At 67.0% G+C, this 26,325-nt stretch carries 25 protein-coding genes; 13 read left to right on the forward strand and 12 right to left on the reverse strand.

Annotated elements, in window-relative coordinates:
- The first annotated feature begins 69 nt into the window (after positions 1–69).
- A complete protein-coding gene (locus tag AC1HFW_RS11505) occupies positions 70–1,104 on the forward strand; it encodes a helix-turn-helix transcriptional regulator (RefSeq protein WP_479283410.1) in 1,035 nt (344 codons plus the stop codon).
- Here the strand turns inward: AC1HFW_RS11505 and AC1HFW_RS11510 are convergent.
- The 3 genes from AC1HFW_RS11510 to AC1HFW_RS11520 form a co-directional block, all read right to left on the reverse strand.
- Positions 1,040–2,953 (reverse strand): B12-binding domain-containing radical SAM protein, encoded by a 1,914-nt coding sequence (locus AC1HFW_RS11510; protein ID WP_479283412.1) that lies wholly within the window; start codon positions 2,951–2,953, stop codon positions 1,040–1,042. The genes AC1HFW_RS11505 and AC1HFW_RS11510 overlap by 65 nt on opposite strands.
- Before the next feature lie 115 nt (positions 2,954–3,068).
- Entirely contained in the window at positions 3,069–3,686 is a 618-nt protein-coding gene (locus AC1HFW_RS11515) for a hypothetical protein (protein ID WP_479283414.1), read from the reverse strand.
- A 35-nt stretch (positions 3,687–3,721) separates the two neighbouring features.
- On the reverse strand, positions 3,722–4,495 hold the full coding sequence (locus AC1HFW_RS11520; RefSeq protein ID WP_479283416.1) for a hypothetical protein: 774 nt from the start codon (positions 4,493–4,495) through the stop codon (positions 3,722–3,724).
- 45 nt (positions 4,496–4,540) lie between these two features.
- Between AC1HFW_RS11520 and AC1HFW_RS11525 the strand changes: the two genes are divergently transcribed.
- The 3 genes from AC1HFW_RS11525 to AC1HFW_RS11535 all read left to right on the forward strand — a co-directional run bounded on the left by AC1HFW_RS11525 (position 4,541) and on the right by AC1HFW_RS11535 (position 6,115).
- Positions 4,541–4,969, forward strand: a complete 429-nt coding sequence (locus AC1HFW_RS11525) for a VOC family protein (protein WP_479283418.1) — start codon at positions 4,541–4,543, stop codon at positions 4,967–4,969.
- A 187-nt stretch (positions 4,970–5,156) separates the two neighbouring features.
- Positions 5,157–5,561 carry a hypothetical protein gene (locus AC1HFW_RS11530; protein ID WP_479283420.1) on the forward strand — a complete coding sequence of 135 codons (405 nt, stop codon included), beginning with the start codon at positions 5,157–5,159 and terminating at the stop codon, positions 5,559–5,561.
- Between the two features lie 110 nt (positions 5,562–5,671).
- The gene (locus AC1HFW_RS11535) at positions 5,672–6,115 is read left to right on the forward strand and encodes a DUF695 domain-containing protein (protein ID WP_061070842.1); all 444 of its coding nucleotides are present in this window, start codon (positions 5,672–5,674) and stop codon (positions 6,113–6,115) included.
- 89 nt (positions 6,116–6,204) lie between these two features.
- Here AC1HFW_RS11535 and AC1HFW_RS11540 read toward each other — a convergent pair whose 3' ends face one another.
- From AC1HFW_RS11540 to AC1HFW_RS11560, 5 genes are all read right to left on the reverse strand, one after another.
- Positions 6,205–6,657, reverse strand: a complete 453-nt coding sequence (locus tag AC1HFW_RS11540) for a carboxymuconolactone decarboxylase family protein (RefSeq protein WP_479283422.1) — start codon at positions 6,655–6,657, stop codon at positions 6,205–6,207.
- 62 nt (positions 6,658–6,719) lie between these two features.
- Positions 6,720–7,706 carry a Bug family tripartite tricarboxylate transporter substrate binding protein gene (locus tag AC1HFW_RS11545; protein ID WP_006395679.1) on the reverse strand — a complete coding sequence of 329 codons (987 nt, stop codon included), beginning with the start codon at positions 7,704–7,706 and terminating at the stop codon, positions 6,720–6,722.
- A gap of 69 nt (positions 7,707–7,775) precedes the next feature.
- A complete protein-coding gene (locus AC1HFW_RS11550; RefSeq protein ID WP_479283424.1) occupies positions 7,776–8,774 on the reverse strand; it encodes a cyclase family protein in 999 nt (332 codons plus the stop codon).
- 51 nt (positions 8,775–8,825) lie between these two features.
- Positions 8,826–10,049, reverse strand: a complete 1,224-nt coding sequence (locus AC1HFW_RS11555) for a CaiB/BaiF CoA transferase family protein (protein ID WP_479283426.1) — start codon at positions 10,047–10,049, stop codon at positions 8,826–8,828.
- A gap of 20 nt (positions 10,050–10,069) precedes the next feature.
- Positions 10,070–10,915, reverse strand: coding sequence for an HpcH/HpaI aldolase/citrate lyase family protein (locus AC1HFW_RS11560; RefSeq protein WP_479283428.1), 846 nt, complete (start codon positions 10,913–10,915; stop codon positions 10,070–10,072).
- Positions 10,916–11,000: 85 nt separating this feature from the next.
- Here AC1HFW_RS11560 and AC1HFW_RS11565 point away from each other — a divergent pair, with 85 nt between their 5' ends.
- From AC1HFW_RS11565 to AC1HFW_RS11575, 3 genes are all read left to right on the forward strand, one after another.
- Positions 11,001–11,882, forward strand: coding sequence for a LysR family transcriptional regulator (locus AC1HFW_RS11565; protein WP_006395683.1), 882 nt, complete (start codon positions 11,001–11,003; stop codon positions 11,880–11,882).
- A gap of 23 nt (positions 11,883–11,905) precedes the next feature.
- Positions 11,906–12,769, forward strand: a complete 864-nt coding sequence (locus AC1HFW_RS11570; protein WP_479283430.1) for a prephenate dehydratase — start codon at positions 11,906–11,908, stop codon at positions 12,767–12,769.
- A gap of 218 nt (positions 12,770–12,987) precedes the next feature.
- Positions 12,988–13,980: a quinone oxidoreductase family protein gene (locus tag AC1HFW_RS11575; protein ID WP_479283432.1), complete on the forward strand. Its 993-nt coding sequence runs from the start codon at positions 12,988–12,990 to the stop codon at positions 13,978–13,980.
- A gap of 15 nt (positions 13,981–13,995) precedes the next feature.
- Here the strand turns inward: AC1HFW_RS11575 and fhuE are convergent, their stop codons facing one another.
- The gene (gene fhuE / locus AC1HFW_RS11580) at positions 13,996–16,191 is read right to left on the reverse strand and encodes a ferric-rhodotorulic acid/ferric-coprogen receptor FhuE (protein WP_061070841.1); all 2,196 of its coding nucleotides are present in this window, start codon (positions 16,189–16,191) and stop codon (positions 13,996–13,998) included.
- A 317-nt stretch (positions 16,192–16,508) separates the two neighbouring features.
- On the opposite strand from fhuE, the gene AC1HFW_RS11585 reads away from it, so the two are divergent.
- Positions 16,509–17,333, forward strand: coding sequence for a prephenate dehydratase (locus tag AC1HFW_RS11585; RefSeq protein ID WP_479286492.1), 825 nt, complete (start codon positions 16,509–16,511; stop codon positions 17,331–17,333).
- 44 nt (positions 17,334–17,377) lie between these two features.
- Positions 17,378–17,728: a hypothetical protein gene (locus AC1HFW_RS11590; RefSeq protein ID WP_061070840.1), complete on the forward strand. Its 351-nt coding sequence runs from the start codon at positions 17,378–17,380 to the stop codon at positions 17,726–17,728.
- Between the two features lie 74 nt (positions 17,729–17,802).
- On the opposite strand, the gene AC1HFW_RS11595 is transcribed toward AC1HFW_RS11590, so the two are convergent.
- From AC1HFW_RS11595 to AC1HFW_RS11605, 3 genes are all read right to left on the reverse strand, one after another.
- Positions 17,803–18,360, reverse strand: a complete 558-nt coding sequence (locus tag AC1HFW_RS11595; RefSeq protein ID WP_479283436.1) for a hypothetical protein — start codon at positions 18,358–18,360, stop codon at positions 17,803–17,805.
- 87 nt (positions 18,361–18,447) lie between these two features.
- Positions 18,448–19,116 carry a hypothetical protein gene (locus tag AC1HFW_RS11600; protein WP_241073684.1) on the reverse strand — a complete coding sequence of 223 codons (669 nt, stop codon included), beginning with the start codon at positions 19,114–19,116 and terminating at the stop codon, positions 18,448–18,450.
- A 165-nt stretch (positions 19,117–19,281) separates the two neighbouring features.
- Positions 19,282–20,427, reverse strand: a complete 1,146-nt coding sequence (locus tag AC1HFW_RS11605) for an alpha-hydroxy acid oxidase (protein ID WP_241070327.1) — start codon at positions 20,425–20,427, stop codon at positions 19,282–19,284.
- A 182-nt stretch (positions 20,428–20,609) separates the two neighbouring features.
- Here AC1HFW_RS11605 and AC1HFW_RS11610 point away from each other — a divergent pair, with 182 nt between their 5' ends.
- From AC1HFW_RS11610 to AC1HFW_RS11625, 4 genes are all read left to right on the forward strand, one after another.
- Positions 20,610–21,830, forward strand: a complete 1,221-nt coding sequence (locus AC1HFW_RS11610) for a CaiB/BaiF CoA transferase family protein (protein ID WP_479283439.1) — start codon at positions 20,610–20,612, stop codon at positions 21,828–21,830.
- A 36-nt stretch (positions 21,831–21,866) separates the two neighbouring features.
- Positions 21,867–22,664, forward strand: a complete 798-nt coding sequence (locus AC1HFW_RS11615; RefSeq protein WP_081104945.1) for an enoyl-CoA hydratase/isomerase family protein — start codon at positions 21,867–21,869, stop codon at positions 22,662–22,664.
- Between the two features lie 102 nt (positions 22,665–22,766).
- Positions 22,767–23,990: a CaiB/BaiF CoA transferase family protein gene (locus AC1HFW_RS11620; RefSeq protein ID WP_479283442.1), complete on the forward strand. Its 1,224-nt coding sequence runs from the start codon at positions 22,767–22,769 to the stop codon at positions 23,988–23,990.
- Positions 23,987–26,317 (forward strand): acyl-CoA dehydrogenase, encoded by a 2,331-nt coding sequence (locus tag AC1HFW_RS11625; protein ID WP_479283444.1) that lies wholly within the window; start codon positions 23,987–23,989, stop codon positions 26,315–26,317. The genes AC1HFW_RS11620 and AC1HFW_RS11625 overlap by 4 nt, the downstream gene beginning before the upstream one ends.
- The last annotated feature ends 8 nt before the right edge of the window (positions 26,318–26,325 follow it).

Below are 26,325 nucleotides of genomic sequence, written 5' to 3' on the forward strand. Positions count from 1 at the left end.
TTGCGTCTCATTCATATAACTACCCGGATCGGTTCGCAGCCCCCGAAAGCGGTTTCCGGACATCGCTTCATGAAGCTCCACCACGACATGCCGCGCCACACCGCCCCCCTGCCCGAAACACCCACGTCCTCGATGCTCGATGCTGACTTCCTGGCACGCTTCCTGCCGGGCCAGAGGCACCGGCTGGTACGCCTGCAAGTGGCGGATGGCATCGAGCTGTGCCATTGGCAAAGCGCGTTCGAGCACCCGATTACCGTGCACACGCGGGACGACGGCGGCCGCGTGTTGTTGTCGTATCAACTGCGCGGCAGCACCGATTGCTGGCTGGAAGGTGGCATCGCCGGACGGGGTGAAGCGGTGCGGGAATCGTCCGGCTGCGTGTACTACACGCCGGATCGTCGCGGGCGCTTCGTCCAACAGGGGGTGTGCGAAAGCCTTACCGTTGCGCTGCGGCCGGACGTGCTGCGTGGCTGGATCGAGGATACGGACGCGCCACTGTGGCGATCTCTGGATTCAGGGGGTTACTTCCAGCCCGGGTATCGCGGCGAGAAGCTGCATCAAGCCGTGCTCGCCATCAGCCGAGAGTTGAGGCATCCGCAGGCGCCGACCGGCGATGCGCCTGGCGCCCGGCTGATCCGCGAGGCGCAGGCCATGATGCTGACGGGGCTGTTTCTCGAAACCGGCCATGCGGATATCGGCCTCAATAACCCCACCACGCGGCAACGGCAACGCATGATGGCGGCGCGCGACTACCTGCTGGCCGACCTCGCCCGCCCGCCGACGCTGGCCCAGATAGCCGCCGAAACCGGCTTGAGCGCCATGCGCATCAAGCGCGGCTTTCGCGAGCTGTTCGGACACAGCGTCTATGGCTTGTTCCAGCAGGAACGGATGCGGGATGCGCAGCGGCGGCTGCGCGCAGGCGGGGTGACGGTGATGGAGGTGGCGTTTGACCTGGGCTATTCGAATCCCAGCCACTTCGCGGCGGCGTTCCGTAAGCAATTCGGCATCGGCCCCGGCGAATACAAACGCAGCCAGCCCCCTACCCCTGATGGCTCAACGCCTTGGCGATCCGATGCCGTCCCACGGTCGTCTTCGGCACCTTGAACGGAAACCAGCTGCGCACATCTTCGTCCAGTCCGATGCCGTGCATGTAGTTGTAGATCGCCTTCTTCAACGCCCGCCCCAGCGCGTCGTGATCCACCCCGGTCGGGTCGTCGAAGCCGATATCGTTCTTGGCGAATGTCACCTCGGGCAGCGGCCGCAGCGTCACGCCGTATTCCTCGGGATTCAGCCCCACCGGTGAATGCACCGTACAGGCGAAGCGGTGAAAGAACCCGCTCTGGATGCAGCCGTTCTCGAACAGCTGGCGCACGTATTCCAGCGCGTCGACCGTGTCCTGCACGGTCTGCGTGGGAAAGCCGTACATCAGGTAGGCGTGCACCAGGATGCCGGCGTCGCTGAAGGCGCGGGTGACGCGCGCCACCTGGTCGACGGACACGCCCTTTTTCATCAGGTTCAGCAGGCGGTCCGAGGCGACCTCCAGGCCGCCCGAGACGGCGATGCAGCCGCTGTCGGCCAGCAGTTCGCACAGTTCGGGAGTGAAGGTCTTCTCGAAGCGGATGTTGCCCCACCACGAGATGCCGGCATTGCGCTCGATCAGTTCAGAAGCCAGGGCCTTGAGGGACTTGGGCGGCGCGGCCTCGTCGACGAAATGGAAACCCGTCTGGCCGGTTTCCTGCACGATGGCCTCGATGCGGTCGGCCAGCACGGTGGCCGAGGCGCCTTCGTAGCGGCCGATGTAGTCCAGGCTGACGTCGCAGAAGCTGCATTTCTTCCAGTAACAGCCGTGCGCCACGGTCAGCTTGTTCCAGCGGCCGTCGCTCCACAAGCGGTGCATGGGGTTGAGCATGTCCAGCAGCGACAGGTAGCGGTCCAGCGGCAGGCCGTCCCAGGTGGGCGTGCCGACTTCAGCGAAGGCGACGTCGGGCTCGACCAGGTTGACGTAGCGCACCGCGCCGCTGTCGGCGTCGCGCAGGAAGGTGCGCACCAGGCGCTGGCGCGAGCGCTTGCCTTGGACGTGTTCCAGCAGCGCCAGCAAGGGGCGTTCGCCGGCGTCGAGGCAGACGAAATCGAAATAGTCAAAGACGCGCGGGTCTTTCAGTTCGCGCAGTTCGGTGTTGACGAAGCCGCCGCCCAGCACGGTGACGATGGTCGGGTCCTGCGCCTTGATGGCCTGGGCGATGCGGAAGGCGGCGTAGACGGCGCCGGGAAACGGCACCGACAGCAGCACCATGGTGGGCTGGTGGCGCGCCAAGGCTTCCAGGGTCAGGTCGCGCAGAGTGTCGTCGACCAGGTTCAGCGGCGCGGTCAGCGCGTCGGCCAACGGGTCGAAGGTCGGCTGGCTGCCCGCCAGCGATTCGGCGTAGCGCACGAATTCGAAACGCGGGTCGATGCCGTCGCGCAGCACGTCGGCCAGGTCGTTCAGGTAGAGCGTGGCCAGGTGCTTGGCGCGGTCCTGCAGGCCCAGGGCGCCGAAGGCCCAGCCCAGCGGGTCGCCGCCCTCGTCGTCCATGTACACATCCAGCGAAGCGAAGCGCGGGCCTTCAGGCAGGAAGTTGCGGCCGACGATGCGGTGCGCCAGCGTCGAGTCGCGACCCTGCAGGAAGGCGATCACCGGGGCGATGGTGGCCAGGTAGCGCGGCTGCATCGCGACGAAGGCCTGGATCGCGGGGGTGTGCTTGTCCAGCGGCAACGCGTCCACCCTGGCCGCCACGGCGCGCAGGCCCTCGGGCGACAGCAGGCGCAGTACCAGCGCCAACGCCAGGTCTTCCTGGGTGGCCGTGACGCCTCGGGAGCGCAGGAAGCCGGTCAGGTAGGCGGTGGACGGGTATGGCGTATTGAGCTGGGTCATCGGCGGGATGACGGACAGCACGCGTAGGGGCGTAGCAGACATGAGACACGGCAGGAAATGCCGTCAAAGCGGGGATCGAGGGGGGATTATAGGCAGCGCGATGGCAAGCGCCGATACCCGGAGACAAATCCGGGTATCGGGGACACGTGCCATACGACTAATCCGCACGATTGGGGATATCGCACTTCCCCGTAGGATATCCAGCGCCACTGAGCTGGTAACTGACCGTGCCTACCTGCTCCACCGGCTCGCGCACCACCGCGCTGGACGGCGAAAGCACGAGCTGTTGAAGGCGGATATCGCAATTGCCCGGCGCGATATCGATGCGCAATTCGTATTGCTCGCCCTGCCTGGGCACGAAAACAGGAAACCGGCATTCGCTCGGTCGCTTTGCATTGATCTCTTCGTTGACCATGCCTGCCCCGACCGGATTCAGCACAAACAGCGTAGAGCCGAGGGAGAGCATCGTGACGAACCATTTGGGCACGATCGCGAACGGCTCACCCACCGGAATGCGCCGCTCCAGTATGCCGTCCTTGACGGGCGGGGCGCCATCAAGCATGCCCACCCTGACAGCATCCTTCTGGGCGCCTTGGCTGAGAAAGCCGACCTGTGAACGTAGCTGGCAGGTGCGAGGGTCCAATTCCCCCAGCAGCAAGCCATAGTCGTCCGGGTTGCCTTGCACCACCCGTAACTTGGCGGAGGATGACTCATCGGGCTGGATGTAGGTGTTGTTGGCCGCACAACCGGCCAAGCTCGCGACGATCGCGGTCACGACCAACCGCCGGGACAGGCTGGAAGGTGCCGGCATCAGAGCTTCAACACATCTCGCGCCAGCACTTCCGCGCATGCCACGGAGGCTTTGTCGAGATAGCTCTTGAGCAGCTCCGCATTGTTCTCCAGCAACTGATCCTTGGTCGGCGGATTCTTGTCGTCACCTTGCACCGAGGCGCAAGCGGACTGGGCCACGACCGTCTTGGTCACGGTGTCGATCAGTCGCAACCGCGCGTTGTAAGTCACGCGGTAATGCGCCCAGTCGGTCGGGTAGTAGTTGAACATCCAGCTCAGCGTCTTCACGTCCAAAAGAAAATCACTACCTGGATTGGCGGCCACGACTGTGGCAATGTCGTCTTTCTTGAGCACCGTAGTGGAGGCCATCGGCGTTGTGCGCTTGGCGGCGGCAAGCTTGCCCTGCAAGGCCGTTGAAATGGCGATTGCGGGGTCCTCGATGGCGTTCTCTTTCACAATGGTGTTGCCCTCCGAGATCATCGCGGCGGCACCGATCATCGCGAAAGCGGCCTTTCCAGCGGTGAACGCGGCAAAATCGGGGCGTTCATAACTCACAGTGGCCACTGATCGACCTTCCAACTTGTCCAGCGAATCCTGGGAAATGGGTGAGTGCTTGACAGTGGTGCAGGCCCCCAGGGTCAACGCAAGCGCAATTGCAGTACCGAACCGGAACATCGAGACTCTCTTTGAACGTGGTAAAGGAAAATTTGCTGCCGCGAGCAAGCTTGCATGCAAGCTACGCCAAAGCCCGCGGATATTACTATCAGTTAATAAACAAGACAAAATAATTTCCATGCGCTACCTGCGCACTTTTCAGACCCCACGTTCCAGGAGCATTCCGTGCTAAACCGAGACCGACATAAGGGCCGCCTGATTGACCACATCGGACTTGTCGTGCGAGATCTGCCTGCCAGCAAGAAGTTCTATACGGCGGTGTTCGAGGCGCTGGGAATTCCGATCGGCGGCTCCGATGACAGGAATTTCTGGGCGGACGAGTTGTTCATTTCCACGCCGGACAGTGATGAGGTGCAGGGGCAGCTGACCGGGCGGCTGCATCTGGCGTTCCAGGCACATGACCGTGACATGGTGGATGCGTTCTACCGGGCGGCGATGGGAAATGGCGGCAGGGATAATGGCGCGCCGGGGGAACGGGCGTATCACAAGGGGTATTACGCGGCGTTCGTGCTGGATCCGGATGGGAACAATATCGAGGCGGTTTGCCGGGATTCGGCGGTGCGCAGTGTGGAGTCGGTGGTGGTCAGGTATTGAGTGGTCTGCTTCGAGCTATTCACCGCACCCTGGGCAATGACCATTCTTTTGCCCGACAGAAACGGGGTTCCCCGCCGTGGCCGCGGCCGGATATCGATCCGTTATATTCTGTCCACGATTAAACGGCGATATCGCCCGCCGCGATTTTTCCGCATGAACCAAGCCTGACAAGGATTCCCCGATAACAATGAATTCGAAGCCATCGCTGTATTCCCGCCGGCTGCGCGGTTCCGCCCTTCTTCTCCCCCTCTTGCTGCTGGCCGCCTGCGCCGCCCCGACCACCTACAGGCAGGACGTCAGGGCGATCCCCGTAAAGGGCCAGCCGCTCACTCCGGATCCTCCCTACGTGCTGGAAAAACTGGTGCCGCTGCTGTCCATCACCAGCGGCTGCAAGGAGACGCCAAAATCGGTGGAGGTCGCGCTGGTCGCCAAGTCCGACGACATCCGCACCAATGCCGCGGGTACCGCCCTGATCTCGGGCTCGGCCCGGGAGGCGTGGAACTTCGAAGCCTGCGGAAGGACCATTCCGATGTATGTCACTTACACGTTCGTGGCCGACGGCCGGACGGCGTACAACTTCTCGGCAAAATAATCGCCGAGGCCGTTTGATATTCAAGCCAGCATGCCTGCCGGGTTTTCTCGGCAGTATCAGCAACAAACGCTGCCCGCATCCGCGCGGCGCCCACACAGGATTTTGATTCAATGAGCAGTATTTTCCCAGGCGACCTGTGGTCGATCGGCGAAGCACAGGTCAACGGTTTGCCGGTCGTGGTCCGGTTTCGCACCGGCCTGCCGGCGGAACCCGCCCGGCAGCGCGCCGACAACCTGATCATCATCTCCTGGCCCTATGCCGGCATCGAATCCGGCATGCCCAATGACGAAGACAAGCAGCACACCAACCGCTTTGAGGAAGCCATCGAAAAAGGCTTCGATGACTCGGATATCGGTGTGCAGGTGGCGTGCCTGACCGGCAATCACCAGAAGGAATGGCGGTTCTACACCCATGACGTCGAGGCATTTCTCGACGCGTTCAATACCTGCCTGGCGGGGCATCCGACCTATCCCATCCAGCTGGGCACGTACAAGGATCCCGACTGGAATGGCTTGGCGGGATTGCAACCCAAGGGCTCGGACCAGCTTCATTGAGCGATATGGGGCGGCGCTCTTGCGCCGCCTACCGGCCGGCGTCAGCGGTAAGCCAACGCGCCGCCGACAGCCGGGCCCCCTCCGGCCGCCTAACTGCCTCCAAACAGATCCGCCCCCCGCACATCCGCCGGCTCCACCACATACCCGATCTCCCCCGCCACTTCCCGCAGAATCCCCTGCGCCAGGTTGAACGCGGTATTGGCCGCCGGCACGCCCGCGTAGATCGCGTTCTGCAGCAGCACTTCCTTCAATTCATCCGGGCTCAGCCGCGACTCGTCCTTCGCCGTCAACGCGGCCCGCACGTGCAGTTCGAATTCCTCCCAGCGGCCCAGCGACAGGGTCACCGCCAGCACCATCATGCGCCGCGCCTTGTGCGGCAGGCCGGGACGGCTCCAGATGTCATGCCAGGCGTAGCGCGTGATCAGGTTCTGGTAGTCGGCGGTGAAGGTGGTGGCGCGGTCCAGCGAACGCTGCACCCATTCTTCTCCCAGCACGGCGCGGCGGTTGGCCAGGCCGCGCTCGAAATCGTCTTCCCGGCTCATTGCGGCATCTCCATTGAGTGCTTTTCGGCGGGGCGGGCAACGGCGCGGCCCGCCCCTGTCGATCAGTTCACGGTGATGTTATTGGTTTTCACGACCTCGGCCCAGCGGACCTGTTCGGCGTCGACGAACTTGGCGAAGTCCGCGGCGCTGCTGCCGACCGGGGTCAGGCCGAGTTTGGCGAGCTTGTCGCGGGTTTCGGGGCGGGCCAGCGCTTTCTGCACCAAGTCCTGCAGCTTGGCGACGACTTGCGGATCGGTGCCCGCGGGCAGGAAGAAACCGTTCCATTCGACGACATCGAAGGCCTTGACGCCGCCTTCGCTGACCGTGGGCACGTTGGGCAGGTCGGGCATGCGCGCCGCCGACGAGACGGCCAGCGCCTTGAGCTTGCCGGTGCTGACGTAGTTCAGGCTGGAGGCGGCGTTGGCGAAGTAGACATCGACCTGCCCGCCCATGACATCGACGATGGCGGGCGCGCCGCCCTTGTACGGCACGTGCACGACGTCGATCTTGGCGTCTTTCTTGAGCAGTTCGGCGGCCATCTGGGCCAGGCTGCCCGGGCCGTACGAGGCATAGGTGTAGCGGCCGGGGTTGGCGCGCGCGGCCTTGATGAAGTCGGGCAGGCTGTTGAAGGCCGAGCCGGTGGCGGCGACCAGGATGTTGGGCACGCTGACGGCCTGCGAGACGGGAATGAAGTCCTTCTTCGCGTCGTAGGGCAGTTTGCGCAGCACGGGGTTGATGGAGAACGCGGAGGCGTCGTACAGCACGGTGTAGCCGTCGGGCTTGGCGCGGGCCACGTAGGCGGCGCCGATGGAGCCGCTGGCGCCGCCCTTGTTCTCGATGACGACGCTCTGGCCGGCGACTTCACCCATGCCCTGCGCGATGATGCGGGCCGCGTTATCGGCGCCGCCGCCAGCGGAGTATGGCACCACCACGGTGATGGGCTGGTCGGGATAGCCGGCGGCATGGGCCGCGCCCACGGTGCAGGCCAGCGCCAATGCGGCGGCCACGGGACGCAGTGCGGCCAGGGCCGCGTGACGGGTTTTCTTCATGTGTGCTCCTCACGTCTCCCCTGCGGGGATGTTGAATCGATCAAGGATCGTGGCGCGATCCGCCCGAGGTCAGACGGTCGCGATGGGGTTGACCGGCGCGCCCACCAGGCCGGGCACGTACATCGGTGCGGCGGTCAGGAAGAAGGCGTGGCGGCCATGCTGGCGCAGCCAATGCGCCAGCGGGGTCAGGTGCCAGAGTTCGCCGAGCGGCAGGCCCAGCTTGAACAGGCATTGTTCGTGCAGCGGCAAGAGCGGCCCGCTGCCCGATTCCAGGTGATGGTTGCGCAATTCCACCGCATGGTTGTCGGCGGCGATGGCGGCGATGCGGCTGTCCCTGATCCAGGCAAGCAACTGTGCGTCGGCGCCGTCCAGCACGCAGCAACTGGTCTTGAGCCGTTCCTGCTCGTCGTCGCCCAGGGTGAGCGCCAGGTCGGCCAGGCCGGTGTGCAGGCACAGGATGTCGCCCGGCCGCACCTGCACGCCGTCGGCATGCATCACGTCCATCAGGTCCTGGTACGAAACCTTGCGGTGCGCGTCGCCAAAACGGGCGCGCAGGTCGACCAGGACGCCGCGTCCCTGGATGCCGTGCCGCGCCATGGGCGCGATGGACAGGTCCTGAGTGCCGGTGAAGCCGTCGGCGACCGGTTCGCTGACGGTAAAGCCGTTGTAGCCGGTCGGCTGCGGCTGGCCGGTGCCGTGGGCGTCATACATCGCGCCGACGTGGCCCAGGGCGTCCCATTGCGTGGAGTACTGCGGCGATAGCGTGACGCGGTCGTCGCTGACGACATCGGTGGCGCCGGGCACGTCCCGCGCCAGGGGATAGCGGTAGACCGGCACGCCGTTCTTCTCGGCGGGCTGGATCACCGGACCCTTGCGCCGGGGATTGAGCACGGGCGCGCGCGGCACCGTCAATGGCAGGCTCAGGGAAAACGACAACCCTTCCCGGATTTCCGCGACGGCGGCCAGGCGCGCCTGGTGGTCCAGGTGGTTCAGGGTGCCGAGCTGGTCATCGGCGCCGAAATCGCCCCAGTTGGAGCCTTCGGGACGCTGCAGGTAGCGTGGACGCATGCGGTTGTCTCCTCGTTCTTTGGCGGACGAGTCTTATGGTCGTTGTGACGGCTATTGCACCACTGCGGCTTGCCGCAATTGGTGGATTTCCGGCGCGCTGTATCCCAGCGTGGACAGAATCTTCTCGCTGTGTTCCCCCAGGCCGGGCGCGCCGCGCCCCGCCGTGGGCGCCACGGCGGGCGTTGGCGCGGCGCCGCCGAAGTGGGCCCATTGCGCCAGGCCCAGGTAGTCGCCGGCCTGCGGGTTGTGGTACGGACGCATGAGTCCCATGGCCTGGACCTGGGGATGGTCGAACATGTCTTCGACCGGACGCACTTCGGCGCACGGCACGCTCTGGCCGAAGCGCTCGGCCCATTCGCGGGCCGATGCGCGCGACAGCGCCTGGCGCACCAGGGGCACCAGCACCGCGGCCTGCGCCGCGCGCTTTTTGACGGAGTCGTAGTCGGGGTGCTCGGCCAATTCTGGCAGGCCGAGGTGGCCGCAAAGCGCGTGCCAGAAATGCGGCGTGTTGGCCGACAGGTACAGGTGGCCTTCGCGGGTGGGATGGATGCCGGTGATGCCGCCCGAGCGCATGTCGCGTTCGATGTGGCGCGGCTCGCCGTCGGCCCAGACCAGGCGGGCCGCCTGCATCGCCAGCGCGCTGCCCAGCAGCGAGACTTCGATCGCCTGGCCCCGCCCCGTCTTTTCGCGGCGATAAAGGGCTGCCGACACACTGTTCGAGATCAGCGCGGCGCCGTAGTAGTCGACTACGGAGCCGTACAACACTTCGGGCGGGCCGTCGGCCTTGGCCTGGGCCGCGCACATGCCGGTCATGGACTGCAGGACCTGGTCGTAGCCGGCGTGGCGCGCCATCGGGCCGGCCGCGCCGTAACCGGTCATGGCGCAATAGACCAGGCGCGGGTTGACCGCCGACAGCGTGGCGAAGTCGATGCGCAGGCGTTCGGGCACGCCGGGCCTGAAGTTGTGGACCAGCACGTCGGCCTCGCGCACCAGGCGCAGCAGGATCTCGTGGCCGGCGGCTTCCTTCAGGTTCAGGCACAGGCCGCGCTTGTTGCGGTTGATGCCCAGGAAGGCGCGGCTTTCGCTGGCCAGCGTCGACGGGTATTTACGCAGGTTGTCACCTTCGGGCGGCTCGACCTTGATGACGTCGGCGCCCATGTCGCCCAACAGGGCGCAGCCGTAGGGGCCGGCGATGTAGGCGCTCAGGTCCAGGACCTTGATGCCGGCCAGCGGCAGGTCGGCGGGGGATTCTTGTTGCATGGGGAATTCACTCATTATCAGTGCCGGGACCGGCCTCACGCTGCCCTGCCGGCGGCCAGCAGCACGTCCTGGGCGCGGCGCACGAATGGGGCGTCGATCATCTTGCCGTCGAGCAGGAAGGCGCCGACGCCGTCCTGTTCGCGGCTGGCCGATACGATGCGCTCGGCCTGCGCGACCTCTTCGGCGCTGAAGCCGAACACCTCATTGGCGATGGCGATCTGGCTGGGGTGCACGCAGGACTTGCCCAGGAACCCGAGCGAGCGCGCCAGTTGCGCCTCGGCGCGAAAGCCATCGGCATCGCGCACGCGGGCATAGGCCGCGTCCATGGCGTACTTGCCGGCGCAGCCGGCGGCCAGGCGCAACGACAGCATCACCGCGCGCAGCGTGTCGGGCTGGTAGCGCTCGATGCCGAGCGGCTCGAACAGGTCGGCCAGGCCCAGTTGCAGGCCAGCGACGCGCGGATGGGCCGCGGCCAGTTGCGCGGCGTCGGCCAATGCCCGCGGGGTTTCGACGGTGACCAGGAACTCACCGGCGAAGCCGGCGTCCGTGGCGTCGTCGATCGCGGCGCGCAGCGCGCTGGCGCTCTCGACCTTGGGCAGGTTCAGCACGTCGATGGGCAGGCCGCGCAGCGCGGCCAGGTCGGCGGCATAGTCGGGGCTATCGGCGGCGTTGACGCGAACGATAATTTTCTTGGGATGTTGCGCGTTGGCGGTGACGAACGCGGGCGCCCCCAGCCAGGCCGCCAGACTGTCGCGGGCTTCCTGCTTGCGGGTCGGCGCAACCGCATCCTCCAGGTCGAAGGACAGCGCATCGGCCATGCTGGCCAGGGCCTTGTCGAACAGTTCCGGGCGCGAGGCCGGAACGAAAAGCTTGCTTCTCATTGATGTCTCCTGGAGGCATTGTGGCGCTGGAGACACCTGGCCGGGGACAGCCAAATTACGATAAGACGATAGAATATCTATCATCATGAACACCGACTTCCTGCACACGCTGGCCGCCGTGGCGCGCCATGGCTCCATGGCCGAAGCCGCGCGCCGCCTGGGGTTGACCCACGGCGCGGTGGCCCAGCAGATCCGCAAGCTGGAACAGGAGCTGGGCGTGCCGCTGGTGGCGCGCGCCGGCCGCACCGTGCACCTGACGGCCAAGGCCACCGAACTGATCGGGCCGATGCGCGAGGTGCTGGAGCGGATCGAGAAGATCCGTTATCTGGCGCGCTCGGACGAGATGATGGGCGAGCTGCGGCTGGGCGCCGGCAATACGGCGCTGAATTCGATGGTGCCGGCCATCCTGGAACACCTGGTGCGTCGCCATCCACTGATCAACGTCGAGATCCAGCCGGGCCATTCCGCGCGCTTCTATCCGGCCATCGAAAGCGGCGAACTGGACGCCGCCATCGCGCTGGAAGCCCCCTACCCGCTGTCCAAAAGCCTGGGTTGGCAGTTGCTGCGCGAAGAACCCTACGTGCTGGCGGCGGCGCCACGCCATGCGGGGCGGCATCCGCACAGCCTGTTGACGGCGGAGCCCTTCATCCGCTACCAGCGCAGCGATTGGGGCGGACACCACGTCGACGATTACCTGCGGCGCGTGGGCATCACGCCCCGCGAGCGCTTCGAGCTGAACGCCATCGAGTCGATCGCGGTGATGGTCAGCCGCGACCTGGGCGTGGCGATCCTGCCGCGTTCCACCAATGGCGCGATCGAACGGCTTGGCCTGCTGGCCCTGCCGCTGCCCGAGCCCTGCGAGCCGCGCCGATTCGGCCTGATCTGGTCGCGCGGCTCGCCGCGCCTGGCACTGGTTCGTGCATTCCGCGACATTGCCGTTGTAGAGTATGCCAACGCGGGCGCTTGACCCGCGCGCTACAAGGGGAAATCATGAAGAAGACCATCCTGTCGACGCTGGTCGGCTGCTCGATGTTCGCGCTACCGCTGGCCGCCAGCGCGGCTGGCCAGATCGGCTACCTGGGACCCGCGGGTTCCTGGACGCACCAGGCCTGCCTGGATCTGTTCGGTCCCACTGACCTGGTCGCGCTGTCGCGCGACGACCTGTTCAAAGGCTACCAGTCCGGCAAGATCGAGCGCGCATGCGTGCCCGTCACGACGTCGGTGGTTGGCGTGACGCCCTATATGGACGCCGTGCTGGACCTGCCGGACGTGATGGTCGTGGCCGAGTATCCGAAGATGCTGGGCTACAGCCTGCTGGCCAAGCCGGGCACGAAGCTCGCGGACGTGAAGGAGGTGCTGGCCCACCCGGTGGCGTTCGAGGAGGTCAAGCCGTGGGTCGACCGCGAAATGCCCAAGGTCAAGCGCACCGAGGCGGCCAGCGGCGGCGCGGCCGCCAAGACGGTGGCCGACGACCCGGGCCACGACAAGGCGTCGTTCGGCCCCAAGGTGGGCGCGTCGGTCTATTCACTGGTGTCGCTGGTGGATGGCATCGAGCAAGGGCCGCACAACGTGACCCGCTGGTGGGTGCTGGGCCGCGCGATGCCGGCGCCGACCGGGCGCGACAAGACCTCGCTGCTGGTCGAGACGTCGGACGACCGGTTCAACAACACGCTGGCGGCGCTGGTCAATGCCAAGGTGCCGGTCCTGACCCTCTACGAGCGGCCCAGCAAGAAGACGCTAGACACGCATCGCTACGTGATCGAGGTGGCCGGCCACGCCCGCCAGGAACCGCTGGCATCCGTTCTGGCGGCCCATCCGGGGATGCGGCTGCTCGGCTCGTATCCCCGCCCGTGATCCCGCGCTCGCCCGTCTGACAAAAGACCAAGGCTCCCGAGTGGAGTGCCTGGGGGATTGCGGCCCCAGGGCTTGGATCGACGGCATTGAAGGCAATGCTGGATTGAGCCCGTCGGGTATCGATCCCGGCGGGCCCACTCGCGAAAACCAGCATCGCTTTTCTCCATAATTATGAATTATGCTGGGCAGGCACCCCGATTCCCACCCTGGAGATCCGCATGCCCGCAGCCGCAATTTCCCGCCGCTTGATCCAATTGGACGCCTTCGGAGACGTTGGCGTGCTCCAACTGCGGGAAGAAGGAATCGCCCCGCCCGCCCAGGGTGAAGTCCAGCTTCGGCAGATCGCCATGGGCTTCAACTACATCGATATCTATCAGCGCTCCGGCAAATATCCCCTTCCCTTGCCGACGGGGCTGGGACATGAAGCCGCCGGTGTGGTGGAAAGCGTCGGACCGGGCGTGACGGATTTCCGCGAGGGCGACCGCGTCATCTACATGAACGCCGGCATCGGCGCCTACACCGACCGCCGCAATGTGGACGCCACCAAGCTGGCGCACATTCCTGAAGGCGTTGACGAATTGAATGCGGTAGCCGTGTTCTTCAAGGCCATGACGGCCGAATACCTGCTGCGCAGGACCTATCCCGTGAAGGCCGGCGATATCGTGCTGATCCATGCCGCTGCGGGTGGCGTGGGGCAAGTCCTGAGCAGTTGGGCGAAGGCCCTGGGCGCCGTCGTCATCGGTACGGCGGGATCGGACGAGAAATGCCGGATCGCGCGCGAGGCGGGCTGCGACCATGCCATCAACTACAGCGAGGAAGGATGGGTCGAGCAGGTGATCGCGGCCAGCGGCGGCCGCAAGGCGCAGGTGGTGTATGACTCCGTCGGGCGGCACACCTTTCTGGGCTCGTTGGACTGCGCGGCGAAATTCGGCACCGTCGTGGTGTTCGGCGCGGCATCGGGGCCGGCGCCCGCCATCGACCCCGAACTGCTGAACAAGAAAGGCTGCCTGTTTCTCACGCGGCCTTCCGTGTTTCCGCACAATGCCGATGCGGTCACCTTCCGGGCCAACGCCGCGGCCGTCTTCGAGGCGCTGCACAAGGGCTGGATCAAACCGGCGATCGCGGCCCGCTTCAGCCTGGACCGGATTGCGGATGCCCATCGCATGGCGGAGAAAAGAGAAAACGCGGGCGCCATCGTCATCGTGCCGTAGCGCCCGCGTGTTTCCTCAATACTGATACCGCATCGTCAACGTGGCGCTGCGCCCAGCCGCCCACGCGCCCTGGCTGTAGAAGCCGATCTGCGAGTAATACTTGCGGTCCGTCAGGTTGTTGACGTTCAACTGCGCCGACAGGCTCTTGTCGAACTTGTAGCGCGCCATCAGGTTGAACAGCGCATAGCTGCCCTGCCCCACGCGCTCGTCCCCGTTGGGGCCGCTGGCGATCGTATAGACGTGGCTCTGCCAGTTGACGCCGCCGCCCACCGTCAGCCGGTTCCAGTCGCCCGGCAATTGGTAGGTGGTGAACAAGCGCACCAGGCTGCGCGGCTGGTCGGTCTGGATGGGGCTGCCCTGGCCGTCGCGCGCGGTCCAGTGCGACCAACCCGCCGCCACGTTCCAGCCCGGCGACACCTCGCCCGACACTTCCAGGTCGAAGCCGCGGCTGCGGGTGCCCTTGGTGGCGCGGTAGGCCTGGTTGATGGTGCCGGGGATCAGGTAGCCGGTGTCCTCCTGGGCCAGGTTGTCCTGGTTCACCTGGAACACCGCCGCCGACGCGTTCAGGCGGCCTTCGAGGAATTCACCCTTGACGCCGGCTTCATAGGCCTTGCCTTCCAGCGGGTCGAGCCAGCTGCCGTTGCGGTCCTGGTAGCTCTGCGGGTTGAAGATGCCGGTGTAGCTGACATACGCCGTGTAGTTCTCGTTGATGTCATACAGCAGCCCCGCGTACGGCACGAACGCGTCCTTGTCGAACGCCTGCCGGCTGCCGCCGCCAAAGCCGACCGAATCCGTCTTCCAGGTGCTGTAGCGCCCGCCGACGATCAGCTTGAGCGGATCGGCCAGGCTCAGGCGCAGCGCGCCGTACCAGCCGGCCTGCTTGGTGGTGTAGCGGCTGGCCAGGGTGGAGGTGTCGCTCCACTGCGGTTCGGGGTACGAGCCGTCCCAATCCAGGAAATTGCCGATCGGCGCCGGCGAGACCGCGCCGCGGTTGAAGAACTCGGCGTACTGGCGGGTGAAGCTGGCGCCGACAACGGCTTCGTGCTGGCGGCCGAACAGGGAGAACGGACCGGAGGCCTTGATATCCAGGCTGTTCTGCTTGCGGTCGCCGAAATAGCGCTGGGCCGAGGCGCCCATGCCCAGGCCGGTCGTGCGGTCGGGCCAGCCGTACAGGTAGAGCAGCTTGCCGTCCATTTCGTGCTTGGAGTGCGAGACCGCGGCCTGTACGCGCCAATCGTTGTCGAAGCGATGCTCCAGGCTGGCGAAGGCGCCTTCGGTGGTGCTGGCCCATTTGGTCCAGTCGGCGCCGGTGTTGAGCGAACGCTTCCAGTCGGTGCGGCCGCCGTCGGCGTACCACAGCGGGAAGCCGCCCCAGCTGCTGCGCTGCGGCTCGTTGTCCTGGTAATTGAAGCCGACGCTGAGCGTGGTGCGCGAGGTCAGGTCGGCGTCGACGACGCCGTAGAAGACTTTCTTGCGGTTTTGGTAGCCGTCCAGGTACGAGTGGTTGTCCTGATAGGCCGAGACGATGCGGCCGCGCACGCTGCCGCTGGCGTTCAGGGGCGAGGACAGGTCGGCGGTGGCGCGGTAGGTGTCCCAGGTGCCGGCGCTGACGCTCAGGTCGGCCTTGAATTCGCGGCTGGTGGCGTGCTTGCGCACCAGGTTGACCGAGGCCGACGGGTTGCCGGTGCCGGTCAGCAGGCCGGTGGCGCCGCGCACGACCTCGACGCGGTCATAGATGATGGAGTCCAGCGACGATTCGCCGCCGGCGTAGCCGATGTCAAAGCTGGTGGGCACGCCGTCGTACAGGTAATTGCTGATGGCGAAACCGCGCGAGCTGAAGGAATAACGCTCGCTGTCGTAGTTCTGCACCGAAATGCCGGGCGTGCTGCCGAGGATGTCGGTGATCGAGCGCATGTCCTGGTCTTCGATGCGCTGGCGCGTGACGACGGTGACCGATTGCGGGGTTTCGCGCAGCGACAGCGGCAGGCCGGTGCTGGCGGACGTGGCGCGCGGGGTGTAGGAGCCGGTGCCTTCGGTGGTGGTCGGGTCGCCGTCAGCCTGGACCTGCACGGCGGGCAAGGTGGCGACTCCACTCTCCTGGGCCAGGACGGCGCCGCTGGCTAACGCCATCAGCACCAGGCTGGTGGTGCGCCGCAGGGTGGCGCGTGGACGGACGGAGCGGATGGGGCCGGCGGGCCGCGGGTCTTGCATGATGACTTCCTTTCGCAGGGGGGTGAAACAAGGCGAAAGGAAGTTTAATGCGACTTATTCTCATGCGCATTGGTGTTGCTATTCTACATCGCATAAGTCGAGAGATGTTACGCAGGGTTGCGCCAGGGGGATGCGCGTGGCACGCGCGCGACGCGCCGCTTCGGCCTGATCTGGTCACGCGGCTCGCCGCGCCTGGCACTGGTTCGTGCATTCCGCGACATTGCCGTTGTAGAGTATGCCAACGCGGGCGCTTGACCCGCGCTCTACAAGGGGAAAGCATGAAGAAGACCCTCCTGTCGACGCTGGTCGGCTGCTCGATGTTCGCGCTGCCGCTGGCCGCCAGCGTGGCTGGCCAGATCGGTTACCTGGGACCCGCGGGTTCCTGGACGCACCAGGCCTGCCTGGATCTGTTCGGTCCCACTGACCTGGTCGCGCTGTCGCGCGACGACCTGTTCAAGGGCTACCAGTCCGGCAAGATAGAGCGCGCATGCGTGCCCGTCACGACATCGGTCGTTGGCGTGACGCCCTATATGGACGCCGTGCTGGACCTGCCGGACGTGATGGTCGTGGCCGAGTATCCGAAGATGCTGGGCTACAGCCTGCTGGCCAAGCCGGGCACGAAGCTGGCGGACGTGAAGGAGGTGCTGGCCCACCCGGTGGCGTTCGAGGAGGTCAAGCCGTGGGTCGACCGCGAAATGCCCAAGGTCAAGCGCACCGAGGCGGCCAGCGGCGGCGCGGCCGCCAAGACGGTGGCCGACGACCCGGGCCACGACAAGGCATCGTTCGGCCCCAAGGTGGGCGCGTCGGTCTATTCACTGGTGTCGCTGGTGGATGGCATCGAGCAAGGGCCGCACAACGTGACCCGCTGGTGGGTGCTGGGCCGCGCGATGCCGGCGCCGACCGGGCGCGACAAGACCTCGCTGCTGGTCGACACGTCGGATGACAGGTTCAACGGCACGCTGGCGGCGCTGGTCGACGCCAAGGTGCCGGTACTGACCCTCTACGAGCGGCCCAGCAAGAAGACGCTGGACACGCATCGCTACGTGATCGAGGTGGCCGGCCACGCCCGGCAGGAACCCTTGGCGTCGGTCCTGGCGGCGCAGCCGGGCATACGGGTGCTGGGCTCGTATCCGCGCCAGTGAACGGGTCGGGACCTTGCGTCCATCCCTCAGCCAGGAGAAGTTCGATGATACTTACCACCGAAGAACTGGGCAGCATGGCCGATGTCACCGCCACTTCGCTGGACGAAACGCTCGCCGCCGACGCGTTCGGCAAGTTCGCAGTCCTGAGCGCCGCCGATACCGAATTCATCCAGGCGGGGAATGACTGGCGCCCTGACGATTCGACGCAAGCCTTTCTGAACGCTCACGACTCGGACCCGTGGATACTGCAATATCGCGAGGGTTCGCAACAGTTCCAGGCAAGCGACAGGGTCACGCTGGAGCAGGTGCGGCATGCCTTCATGTCGTACCTGGCCGGCACGCCGGCGTGGCGTGTCCGCTTCTCGTGGCGCGGCATCGCAAGCTTCGATGGATAGTTCCGTCAGGACCACGCTGTGTGGAACGCGCATCGATTCATGCGACAAGGCCAGCAGGCGGTATTACGCGGCGCCTATTTCCCAGCCGCCTTCGGCACGAATAATGCATGCGCGCCATTGGCCAGGTAGGCGCCGTTCAGGCCATCGAATTTCCGGGCCGCGTCTGGCCACGCGATGAATTTCCGATCGGCCCGTGTTCCGCGCTGACCTGTCGCCGCGTCGATGGAGACCACCATCTCTGCGCGCGCCTTGGCCTCGCGCAGCACGATCGCCACGAATTCCCCGGTATTTTCGTCACCCGCGGGAATGGACGCCCGCAGTTCGCCGTTGAGAATGGAATCCTGAAGAAAGCCCGCGGCTCTCGACCTCAGAAGACTGACCAGCCCTGATCCCACCAACGCGTAGATCCAGCCCTTTCCCGAGGGATGACGCTTCACATAGCGATCGTGAAAATCATCTTCGGAGATGATGGAGGCATCCACGACCGTTACATGAGCCCCTTCACACGCATCGATTCGATCCCTGTATCTGGGCCGATCGTTGTCCGGCTGTTCCCGCATATTGATGAACCTGATCGATGGGCGTGCCCGCAGCAGCGCGCCGGCGAATTCATCCTCATCCACGGCAGTCATGAATAAGCACTGCTGAATCATCCTGGTGTCGGCCACTTGTCGCCCCGTTCAAGTCCTGCATCGCGCCAAGGCGTTAGTCCCCTGCCCTTACCGATCCACCGACTTCATATCGCAGGTCGTTTCCTGCACATCGCAAAGCCCGCGGAACCAGGCGCGCCCGGCCAGTTGCTCGCCCTTGGCGCGCTCGACGATCTCGTCCTGCGGCGAGCGCTTGCGATCCACCAGATAGTCCAGCAGCACCCAGTTCTCGTGGCAGGCGCGGATGCCCTGGATCTTGCCCATCTCGGTCAACCAGTCGCTGCCCAGGTCCACCAGGCGCTGGCTGGCGGCGTCGGGCTTGAGATAGCCGCGCGCCGACTGGATGCCGACGCGGGCCTCGTCGGCGCGGATCCAGCCCTCGCCTTTGTAGACCTTGCGCGGGGCCTGATCGGGAAACTCTTCTTCGTTATAGGCGTCGCTGGCGTTGGCTATCTTGAGCCAGCCGTCCTGGGCCTGCTTCACGTCGAAGGTGACGCTGTAGGAGTATTCCGGTTCGCCGGCGGCGGGCTTGGTGGGGATCTGGCCCAGCGCCTTGGCGTTGGCCGACGGCGCATCGCGCACCGTGATCGACGGCTTTTCGTAGTTGGCCCAGGCGCCGAAGGCGCAGGCGGTGGCGCCCGCGGGGGCTTCGGCCTGCGGGTTGGCGGCCATGGCGGCCGGCGCGGCAAAGAGCGCGAGGATGGCGATTGAAGCGGTCAGACGAGGACGAATATGCATGAAGACTCCAAAGCGTCGACTATCTGAATGAACCCCGGCCGGCACGGCCGGCGGGTGTTTGCCTGGATCGGGCGTGCCGAGACTGTATCAAATGCGCCCGGGCCGCCCCTTGGCAACTGCGCCCGGACCCGCCGCCTTGGCAAAAAGGCGCGCGGCCTAGCCACCTCAGCGGAACCGCAGATGCCGCCGCTGCAACTCCGCCACCGTCCGGCAGCCCATCAGCTTCATCGCGCGCTCGATCTCCACGCGCATCTGTTCCAGCGCCCTTTCCACTCCGGGCCGTCCGGCGGCGGCCAGCGGGAACAGGTAGTAGCGTCCCAGCCCCACCGCCTTGGCGCCCAGCGCCAGGGCCTTGAGCACGTGCGTGCCGCGCTGCACGCCGCCGTCCATCATCACGTCGATGCGGTCGCCGACGGCGTCGACGATCTCGGCCAGCTGGTCGAAGGCGCTGCGCGAGCCATCGAGCTGACGGCCGCCGTGGTTGGACAGGACGATGCCGGTGCAGCCGATGTCGACGGCGCGTCTGGCGTCCTCGACCGACATGATGCCTTTCAGGCAGAACTGGCCGCCCCACTCGCGCACCATGGCGGCGACGTCGTCCCAGGTCATGGCGGGATCGAGCATTTCGGTGAAGTAGCGGCTGATGGACATGGCGCCGCCGCCCATGTCCACATGTCCGTCCAGCTGCGGCAGGCGGAAGCGTTCGTGGGTGGCGTAGTTGATGGCCCAGGCCGGCTTGATGGCGAACTGGGCGATGCCGGCCAGGTTCAGGCGGAACGGGATGGCGAAGCCGGTGCGCTTGTCGCGCTCGCGGTTGCCGCCGGTGATGCTGTCCACCGTCAGCATCATGACCTGCACGCCGGCGGCCTTGGCTCGCGCCATCATGTCGCGGTTCAGGCCGCGGTCCTTGTGGAAGTAGAACTGGTAGACCTGCGGGCCGCCGCTGATCTGGCGCGCCTCTTCCAGGCTGACGGTGCCCAGCGACGAGACGCCGAACATGGTGCCGAACCGGCCGGCGGCGGCGGCCACGGCGCGTTCGCCGTCATGGTGGAACAGGCGCTGCAGCGCGGTGGGCGAGCAGTAGACCGGCAGCGCCAGCTTCTGGCCCATGACGGTGACGGACATGTCGACGTCGGCCACGCCGCGCAGCACGTCGGGCACCAGGTCGCAGGCCTCGAAGGCCTCGGTGTTGCGGCGGTAGGTGGTCTCATCGTCGGCGGCGCCGTCGATGTAGTTGAAGATCGGGCCGGGCAGCCGCTGGCGCGCCATGCGGCGAAAGTCGTGGAAATTCTGGCACTGGTTCAGGCGCATCGGGGGACCTTTGTCTACGCTGCACGGACTACCGGAATGCCCCTTGCGACCTGGGCATGATGGGCCGAATTGTACCGGGGACGGCGGCGCGGCACGCATAACAGCTTTGCCATCCGGGTGGAGCCTACGGCGGCCTGGAAATCCTAGACTGGCCGCACTTCACAGCAGTCAAGGAGAAGGCGTTGCAGCCGCTGTTATCAAACCTGAAAGTGCTCGACCTGAGCCGCGTGCTGGCCGGCCCCTGGGCCAGCCAGATCCTGGCCGACCTGGGCGCCGACGTCATCAAGGTCGAGCGGCCCGGCCAGGGCGACGACACCCGGTCCTGGGGGCCGCCCTTCCTGAAGGACGAACAGGGCCGCGACACGGCGGACGGCGCCTATTTCGTGGCCACCAACCGGGGCAAGCGCTCGATCACGCTGGACCTGCAGACGGCCGAGGGCCAGGCGCTGGTCAAGCAGCTGTGCCGCGATGCGGACGTGGTGCTGGAGAACTACAAGGTCGGCACGCTGGCGCGGCTGGGACTGGACTATGCCTCGCTGTCGGCGATCAACCCGCGCCTGGTGTATTGCTCGGTGACGGGGTTCGGCCAGACCGGGCCGCGCGCGGCCGAGCCGGCCTACGATTTCCTGATCCAGGCCATGGGCGGGCTGATGAGCGTGACCGGCGAACGCGACGACAAGCCGGGCGGCGGGCCGCAGAAGGTAGGCGTGCCGATCGTCGACCTGACCACCGGCGTGTACGCCGCGCTGGGCATCGTGGCCGCGTTGCTGCGGCGCGCGCAGACCGGCCAGGGCGAGTACATCGATGTGGCCATGCTGGACGTGCAGGTGGGCCTGCTGGCCAACCAGGCCATGAATTTCCTGCTGGGCGGGCGGGTGCCGCGCCGCACCGGCACGGCGCATCCCAACATCCAGCCGCAGCGCACCTTTGCCTGCGCGGACGGCGACATTGTCATCGTGGTGGGCAACGACGCGCAGTTCGCCACCCTGTGCGAGGCGCTGGGCCAGCCCGACCTGGCGCGCGACGCGCGCTACGTCAGCAACAGCCAGCGCGTGAAGAACCTGGACACGCTCGATCCGCTGCTGGACGCCATCTTCATCACCGAGCCGCGCGCCCATTGGCTGGACCTGCTCAAGCGGGCCGGGGTGCCGGCCGGTTCGATCAACACGGTGCCCGAGGTGTTCGAGGACCCGCAGGTGCTGCACCGCGGCATGCTGCGGCGCCTGCCCCACCCCACCGCCGGCGAGGTGCCGCAGGTGATGAACCCGCTGCGCTTTGGCCAGTCGACATTGCGGGTGGAACGCGCGCCGGCGCTGCTGGGCCAGCACACCGACGAGGTGCTGGCCGAACTGGGACTGAGCGCGGCGCAGATCCAGGAATTCCGCGACCGCAAGATCATCTGACCGGCTTCACCAGACCGGACCACAAGGAGACAAACCATGACCATGCCGGAAAACCTGGCCGGGCCCTACCGCGCGCTGGACGTGCGCATCGACGGCGGCGTCGCCACCATCCTGCTGGCCAATCCCCCCGTCAACGCGCTCAGCACCGAGATGATGAACGAGCTGTCGTGGGTGCTGGACCGCATTTCCGAGACGCCCGAGGTGCGGGCGGTGGTGCTGTCCGGCCAGGGCAAGACCTTCTGCGCCGGCGCCGACCTGAAGAACCGCGCCGCCACCATCAAGGGGCCGGGCGACCTGCCGCAGCATTCGCGCCGCACGCGTGAGTGCTTCCACGCGATCCGCGAGTGCGCCAAGCCGGTGGTGGGCGCGATCAACGGCGCGGCGCTGGGCGCGGGGCTGGCCATCGTGGCCTCGTGCGACATCCTGCTGGCGGCGGCCGACGCCGTGGTGGGCCTGCCGGAGATCAACGTCGGGCTGCTGGGCGGCGGACGTCATGGCATGCGGCTGTTCGGCCATTCGCGGCTGCGGCGCATGATGCTGACCGGGCTGCGGGTGGACGGCAACGAGCTGTACCGGCTCGGCGTGGTCGAGGAGGCGCTGCCGGCCGAGGCGCTGATGCCGCGCGCGCAGGAACTGGCGCGCGAGCTGGCGTCCAAGAGCCCGCTGGCGACCATGCTGGCCAAGCAGACGCTCAATGCCATCGAGGACATGAGCCTGCGCGACGGCTACCGCTACGAGCAGGACATGACGGCGGCCATCGCCAAGACCGAAGACGCCATGGAAGCGCGCCGCGCCTTCCTGGAAAAGCGCGCGCCGGTGTTCCAGGGCCGCTAGCGGCATGGCCCCGGACGGGGCGCATAACAGCTATTGCGGTGGCGCCGTAGGTGCAAGGCCCGGCGCTGCCTACACTTCGCAAAAAAATACCAAGGAGACGACATGACGAGCGCGTTGGACGGCGTGAAGGTGCTGGACCTGAGCCGGGTGTTTTCGGGGCCGTGGGCGGCGCAGATGCTGGCCGACTTCGGCGCCGACGTGATCAAGGTCGAACGCCCGGGACGCGGCGACGATGTGCGCCACCAGGGCTACCCGATGCCCGGCCGCGATGGCGCGCCGAGCCCGCAGACCTCGTCGTTCGTGGCCATGAACCGGGGCAAGAAGTCGCTGACCATCGATATCTCGCGCCCCGAGGGCCAGGCGCTGGTGCGGCGGCTGGCGCAGCAGGCCGACATCGTCATCGAGAACTTCAAGGCCGGCGACCTGCGCCGCTACGGGCTGGACTACGCGACGCTGGCGGCGGTCAACCCGCGCCTGGTGTATTGCTCGATCACCGGCTTCGGCCAGAGCGGGCCCTACAGCCACCTGCCGGGCTACGACCCGATCTTCCAGTCCATGAGCGGGCTGATGAGCGTGACCGGGGTGCCCGACGGCGAGCCGGGCGCGGGGCCGGTCAAGGCGGGCTATTCCGTGTCGGACCTGACGGCGGGGTTCTATGCGGTGTGCGCCATCCTGGCGGCGCTGCGCCACCGCGACCAGATCTCGGGCACGGGCCAGCACATCGACCTGGCGCTGCTGGACGCGCAGATCGCGGCGCTGTCGCACATCGGCATGAACTACCTGGCCAGCGGCCAGCTGCCGGCACGCATGGGCTCGGCCTCGCAGATCACGGCGCCGTTCCGGGCGTTCGAATGCCAGGACGGGCACCTGATGGTGGCGGTGGGCAACGACTCGCAGTTCCGCGGTTTCTGCGAGGTGATCGGGCTGCCCGAGCTGGGGCGCGACGCGCGCTTCGATACCAACCCCAAGCGCGCCGCCGCGCAGCCGGAACTGTCGCGGCTGATCGAACCGGCGATGCGCGCGCGCACCGTGCAGGACTGGAACCAGGCGCTCGCAGCCGCCAACGTGCCCTGCGGGCCGATCTACACCATGGACCAGGTGTTCGAGGATCCGCAGGTGCGGCATCGCGAGATGCTGGGCAGCGTCGAGCATCCGCGATTGGGCCCCCTGCCGGTCATCCGCAACCCGATCCATTTTTCCGGCACGCCGATCACGGGCGGCCTGCCGCCGCCGCTGCTGGGCGAGCACACCGCGGACATCCTGCGCGCCGAACTGGGGCTGTCCGATGACGAGATCGCGCGCCTGCGGGCGGAGGGCATCGTATGAGCGGCGTCGACCATGACCTGATCGAAGAGATCCGCGACAGCGCGCGCGACTTCCTGCAACGGCGCGACCAACGCCAGCGCAAGCGCGGCGAGGCCACGGCGGACCGTGATTATTGGCGCGAGATCGCCGAAGTCGGCTGGCTCGGCATGAGCGTACCCGAGACCCTGGGCGGCCTGGGCCTTGGATGGCGGGCGATGGCGGCGGTGCTGGAGGAAGCCGGCCGCGCGCAACTGCCCGAGCCGCTGGTCGGCGCGGGCGTGCTGCCGGCGACCCTGCTGGCGCGGATCGAGCCGGTCGATGCGGCTCGGCGCGATGCGCTGCTGCAGGCCGTGTGCGCCGGCGACGCGCTGATCGGGCTGGCCTGGCAGGAGACCGAGGGCCAGCTGGAGGCCGGCGAAGCCGCGACGGCCTTCGGCGTCAGCGTGACGGAGCGCGAGGGCGCGTATGTGCTCAATGGCGAGAAGCGCCACGTGATGCCGGGCGCCGGTGTCGATGGCTGGCTGGTCACGGCCGACGGCGAGCGCGGCACCGCCCTCTTCTTCGTCGCCGCCGGCACGCCGGGCGTGACCGCGCAGGTGCACGCGCGCGCCGACGGCGCCGCCGCCTGCCACCTGACGATCGAGTCGGCCGTCGTGCCGGCGCACGCGTTGCTGGCGCGCGACGGCGTGGTGGACGCGGTGGACGAAGCGCTGGACCTGGGCCGCCTGATGCAATCGGCGGAACTGGTGGGGGTGGCGCGGCAGGTGCTGGCCGATTCGGTGGCCTACCTGAACACGCGCCAGCAGTTCGGCCGGCCGCTGGCCGCGTTCCAGGCCTTGCAGCACCGGCTGGTGGACGCCGCCATGCAGGTCGAGCTGGCGGCCAACAGCCTGCTGGACGCGCTCGACACGCTGGATGCGCGGCCAGGCGACGCCACCCTGCGCAAGACCGTCGCCAGCCGCGCCAAGGCCCGCGCCGCGCGCGCCGGCCTGGAGGCGGCGCGGCTGGCGATCCAGCTGCACGGCGCCATCGGCTACACCGAGGAATGCGACGTCAGCCTGTATTTCCGCAGCGCGCTGCACCTGGCGGCCTGGCTGGGCAATGCCACCGCCCATCGCCAGCGCTACGGCGCGCTGGCGGCGCTGCCCGCGCCCGGCGCCGATGACGACGACGCCGCGCCCATCACCGACTTCCCGCGCGAAGCCGACTGGAACGGCATGCCGGAAGCCGACTTCCGCCGGCTGGTGCGCGGCTTCTTCCGCGCCCACTACCCCGAGCACCTGCGCCATGTGCCATGGCGGCTGCATTGGGACGAGATCAAGGACTGGTACTACACGCTCTCGCGCCAGGGCTGGATCGCGCCGTCGTGGCCGCGCGAGCATGGCGGCATGGCGCTGTCGCCGGCGCGCCAGATCGCCTTCATCGAGGAAGCCGAACGCCATGGCGTGGCGCGCGCGCCGGACCAGGGGCTGGTGATGCTGGGGCCGATCCTGATCCGCCACGGCACCGAGGAACAACGCGCCCGCTTCCTGCCGGGCATCCTGTCGGGCGAGGCCGTCTGGGCGCAGGGCTATTCGGAGCCGAACGCCGGTTCGGACCTGGCCTCGCTGCGCTGCGAGGCGCTGCTGGACGGCGACGACCTGATCGTGAGCGGCCAGAAGACCTGGTCGACGCTGGCGCAGGACGCCACCCATATGTTCATGCTGGTGCGCACCGACAAGACCGTCAAGAAGCAGGCCGGCATCAGTTTCCTGCTGGTGGACCTGGCCAGCCCGGGCGTGAGCCGCCGCCCCATCCGCACGCTGTCGGGCCACGAGGAATTCTGCGAGGTGTTCTTCGACCAGGTGCGCGTGCCGCGCGCCAATGTCGTCGGCGAACTGAACGCCGGCTGGGGCATCGCCAAGGCGCTGCTCGGCTTCGAGCGCCTGTTCAGCGGCAGCCCCAAGCACGCCAACCATGCCTTGCAGCAGATCTTCAGCATCGCGCGCCAGCGCGGCCTGCTGGCCGACCCGGCGTTCGCCGACCGGTTGGCCGAGCTGCGGCTGGACGCGGCCGACCTGACCGCCATGTACAGCGTCTTCGCCGAGCTGGCCAAGGCCGGCCGGCCGCTGCCGCCCGAGCTGTCGCTGTTGAAGGTCTGGGCCACCGAGACGCACGAACGGCTGGGCGCCCTGCTGATCCAGATCGCCGAGGAATACGGCGGCGCGGCGATGCGGCTGGGCTATGGCAACGGCCAGGTGCACGCGCTGGCGCCGTACGTCAACGCCCTGGCCGCCACCATTTTCAGCGGCACCAACGAGATCCAGCGCAATATCTACGCCAAGCAGCTCGGCCTGGAAGGCGCATGACAACGACG

It is taken from the genome of Achromobacter sp. ISS7, from assembly GCF_056523125.1.